The 4154-nt window shown below is 59.0% G+C and carries 5 protein-coding genes; 4 read left to right on the forward strand and 1 reads right to left on the reverse strand.

What is annotated here, in order from left to right:
- Window positions 1-547, reverse strand: a 547-nt coding sequence (locus tag AAAB35_RS23480; RefSeq protein WP_340670694.1) for a winged helix-turn-helix transcriptional regulator, incomplete at its 3' end; no start/stop codon positions are given.
- 270 nt (window positions 548-817) lie between these two features.
- Here AAAB35_RS23480 and AAAB35_RS23485 point away from each other — a divergent pair.
- The 4 genes from AAAB35_RS23485 to AAAB35_RS23500 form a co-directional block, all read left to right on the forward strand.
- The gene (locus AAAB35_RS23485; protein ID WP_340670696.1) at window positions 818-1834 is read left to right on the forward strand and encodes a sugar ABC transporter substrate-binding protein; all 1017 of its coding nucleotides are present in this window, start codon (window positions 818-820) and stop codon (window positions 1832-1834) included.
- Between the two features lie 93 nt (window positions 1835-1927).
- Window positions 1928-3010: an ABC transporter permease gene (locus tag AAAB35_RS23490; RefSeq protein WP_340670691.1), complete on the forward strand. Its 1083-nt coding sequence runs from the start codon at window positions 1928-1930 to the stop codon at window positions 3008-3010.
- Window positions 3010-3789 carry an ATP-binding cassette domain-containing protein gene (locus AAAB35_RS23495; protein ID WP_340670692.1) on the forward strand — a complete coding sequence of 260 codons (780 nt, stop codon included), beginning with the start codon at window positions 3010-3012 and terminating at the stop codon, window positions 3787-3789. Before AAAB35_RS23490 ends, AAAB35_RS23495 begins: the two co-directional genes overlap by 1 nt.
- Window positions 3790-3813: 24 nt before the next feature.
- Window positions 3814-4154, forward strand: a 341-nt coding sequence (locus AAAB35_RS23500) for a D-lyxose/D-mannose family sugar isomerase (protein WP_340670693.1), incomplete at its 3' end; no start/stop codon positions are given.

The following is a 4154-nucleotide window of genomic DNA, read 5'->3' on the forward strand; positions in this document are numbered from 1 at the left end:
CATCGCAATCTCGCCACTCATCCATGACGTCTTGCGGGCCGCCGAGCGTATCGGCCCATTTCCACAGTTCGAACGGCGCAGCAATGCCAATGCCGGCAATGCGCTCGCGCTGCTTGCGGGTCAATCCCTTTGTCGTCTCTTTGATCGCCGCGGCGGCAAACGCGAAGATCGGTTCTGGAGCCGGATAGTCATATGGGACGCGAAGCAAGGAGCGGATGTTGCCGACAAAATCGATAAGGACCAGATGCGCGCTGCGCCGACCGATCTTCAATCCGAAGAAAAAGGCGCCCTCCGGATTGAGGGACATCGGGATAAGCGGCTGGCCGATGCGCCCGCGCAACGGTTCTTCGCGCGTCAAAAGCTCGTCTTTCTCCAGCATGCGCATGATGATCGAACTCGTCTGGGCAGAAAGGCCGGTCAACCGGGCGATGGCGGTCTTGGCGAGGCTGCCGTGCTGGCGCAGCAAGGACAGCACAACGCGCTCATTGTGCTCGCGCATGCCGCTTTGATTTGTGCCGTGGTGGAGCGGTGGTCTGGTTCCTCCCATACCCGGCCGCTCGGTAACTCGAATGCCCAAATGGGACTCCTCCCGATGTGTGCAGACAATGGCGGCAACGATCAAGGGTGTCAATATTAAATCAGAGTGATTTATTAATGTTGACAGGGTGCGGCGAGTGGTATTTGCTAGCGTGCAACACTTGGCCGGGAGGATAACTGTCCGAGATGTTTGAAGTTGAACAAGGGACCGGCAGGGCGCCGGCCCATCGCGGACTGGCGCGATTTTTTGGGAGGAAGTGACATGCGCAAAAGCATTTATCTGAAGTCAACCATCTTGGGTGCCGCCGCCGTGGCGATCGCCGCCTTTGCGGCTCCGGCACAAGCAGCCGGTGTCGGTGCGTGCCTTATTACAAAGACGGATACCAATCCGTTCTTCGTCAAGATGAAGGAAGGCGCGGTCGCAAAGGCAAAGGAGCTCGGCGTTGACCTTAAGACCTATGCCGGCAAGATCGACGGCGACAGCGAAAGCCAGGTGGCTGCCATCGAGACCTGCATCGCCGATGGCGCCAAGGGCATCCTCCTGACGGCATCCGACACGGCCGGCATCGTTTCCTCCGTCAAGCAGGCGCGCGATGCCGGCATACTTGTGATTGCCCTCGATACCCCGCTTGATCCTGCCGATGCGGCCGATGCAACCTTTGCGACCGACAATCTCCTGGCCGGCGAACTCATCGGCAAATGGGCCGCCGGCACGCTCGGCGACAAGGCCAAGGACGCCAAAATCGCCTTCCTTGACCTGGCACCATCGCAACCCACCGTCGACGTCTTGCGCGACCAGGGCTTCATGAAGGGCTTTGGCATCGACGTTGTCGACATCAACAAGATTGGCGATGAGAAGGACCCACGCATTGTCGGCCACGACGTGACGAACGGCAACGAAGAAGGCGGGCGCAAGGCCATGGAAAGCCTTCTGCAGAAAGATCCGAGCATCAGTGTCGTGCACACGATCAATGAACCGGCCGCTGCCGGCGCCTATGAGGCTCTGAAAGCTGTCGGCAAGGAAAAGGATGTCCTCATCGTTTCCGTTGACGGCGGCTGCCCGGGCGTCAAGAACGTCGAGGCCGGCGTCATCGGCGCGACATCGCAGCAATATCCGTTGTTGATGGCCTCGCTCGGCATCGAGGCGATCAAGAAGTTCGCCGACACCGGCGAAAAGCCGAAACCGACCGAAGGCAAATCCTTCTTCGACACCGGTGTCGCCCTCATCACCGACAAGCCGGTCAAGGGTCTCGAATCCATTGACGTGAAGACCGGTACGGCCAAGTGCTGGGGCTGATCCCGGTTTGAAACAACAAAAAAGCAAGCAGCTGCAGAGAGGACGGTGTAACGTTCTCTCTGCGACTTCAGCGGTTTAGGGGAGGGCCCATCCATGACGGAGACCAACACCAAATCTCAGCCCGGGCAGGAGTTCGAACGCGTTCTCACGCAAAGTGCGACAGCGGTCGCCAGTTTCGACTCGCATGAGCGAAGCCCGCTCGAGAAGATCCGCCATTTCCTGCATTCGAGCCCGGCCTCCGTGCCCCTGATCGTTCTCGTGCTTTCGCTGGTGATCTTCGCCATCATCGTCGGAGCGCGGTTCTTTACGCCATTTGCGCTCTCGCTCATCCTGCAACAGGTGGCCATCGTCGGCATTGTCGGCGCCGCGCAGACACTGGTGGTCCTTACTGCCGGCATCGACCTTTCGGTCGGCGCCATCATGGTGCTGACATCGGTGGTCATGGGCCAGTTTACCTTTCGCTACGGCATGCCGGTCGAAATCTCGATCCTTTGCGGCATTGCGCTCGGTGCCTTGTGCGGCTTCATCAATGGCGTTCTCATCGCCTCGATCAAGCTTCCGCCCTTCATCGTCACCCTCGGCACCTGGCAGATCTTCCTTGCCACGACCTACATCTACTCGGCCAACGAGACGATCCGGGCCCAGGATATCGAGGCGAACGCACCCTTGCTGCAGTTCTTCGGCGAGAAGATCAACATTGGCGGGGCCACCTTCACCTATGGCGTTTTCGCCATGCTGATCCTCATCGCCATTCTCTGGTATGTGCTCAACCACACCGCCTGGGGCCGGCATGTCTATGCCATAGGCGACGATCCGGAGGCAGCCAAGCTTTCCGGCGTCAGGACCAAGCGCGTCTTGATCACCGTCTATGTCCTTGCCGGTCTCATCTGTGCGCTGGCCGGCTGGGCATCGATTGGACGCAATGGTTCGGTTTCACCGCAGATCGGCCAGTTTGCCAATATTGAGTCGATCACGGCTGTGGTGATCGGCGGTATGTCGCTGTTCGGTGGCCGCGGCTCCATCCTCGGCATGCTCTTCGGCGCACTCATTGTTGGTGTGTTCTCTTTCGGCATGCGCATGTACGGCACCGACGTGCAATGGACCTACCTCATCATTGGCGTCCTGATCATCCTCGCCGTCGCAATCGATCAGTGGATCAGAAAGGTAGCAGGCTGATGCAAAGCGAACCCCTTCTTACCGCCCGCGGACTGGTCAAGCGCTATGGCCGCGTTACCGCCCTCGATTATGCTGATTTTGACCTTTACAATGGCGAGGTGCTTGCGGTGATCGGCGATAACGGCGCGGGAAAATCCTCGCTCATCAAGGCCATTTCCGGCGCGATCCATCCGGACGACGGCGAGATCAAGCTCGATGGCAAGACAATTCACTTCCGTTCGCCCATGGAGGCACGCGACGCCGGCATCGAGACGGTCTATCAGAACCTTGCCCTTTCGCCGGCGCTTTCGATCGCCGACAACATGTTTCTGGGGCGCGAGATCCGCAAGCCGGGCGTCATGGGCAGCTGGTTCCGGATGCTTGACCGCAAGGCCATGGAAAAGCGGGCCCGCGACAAGCTGACAGAGCTTGGCCTGATGACCATCCAGAACATCGGCCAGGCGGTGGAGACACTTTCGGGCGGCCAGCGCCAGGGCGTGGCCGTTGCCCGCGCCGCCGCGTTCGGCTCCAAGGTCGTGATCATGGACGAACCGACGGCTGCGCTCGGCGTCAAGGAATCGCGGCGCGTGCTTGAACTGATCCAGGACGTGAAGAGACGCGGACTGCCGATCGTTTTGATTTCGCACAACATGCCGCACGTCTTCGAGGTTGCGGATCGAATTCATATCCATCGTCTCGGAAAACGTCTTTGCGTCATCAATCCGAAGGACTATACGATGTCCGACGCCGTCGCTTTCATGACCGGCGCAAAGACACCCCCGGCGGAGCTGGTCGCCTAATTGAGATGAAGGAAAAATTTGAAAATGAAGCGTTCCGAGGTCAATGAGATCATCCGCGAGAGTGACAAGTTCATCCGTTCCTTCGGCTATGTCATGCCCCCCTTTGCCTATTGGTCACCGGAAGAATTGAAAGCCCGCACAGCCACGGATTCGCAAGCCATTTTGAAGGCGCGGCTTGGCTGGGACATTACCGACTATGGCCAGGGCAAGTTTGACGAACTTGGCCTCTTCCTGTTCACCACCCGCAACGGCAATCAGGAAGACCTGAAAAGGGGCGGCGGCATGCTTTATGCGGAAAAGATCATGATCTCGCGCGACAAGCAGCTGTCGCCGATGCACCGCCATATCGTCAAGGCGGAAGACAT

Origin of the sequence: Phyllobacterium sp. (assembly GCF_037994425.1) — a bacterium.
Classification (GTDB): domain Bacteria; phylum Pseudomonadota; class Alphaproteobacteria; order Rhizobiales; family Rhizobiaceae; genus Phyllobacterium.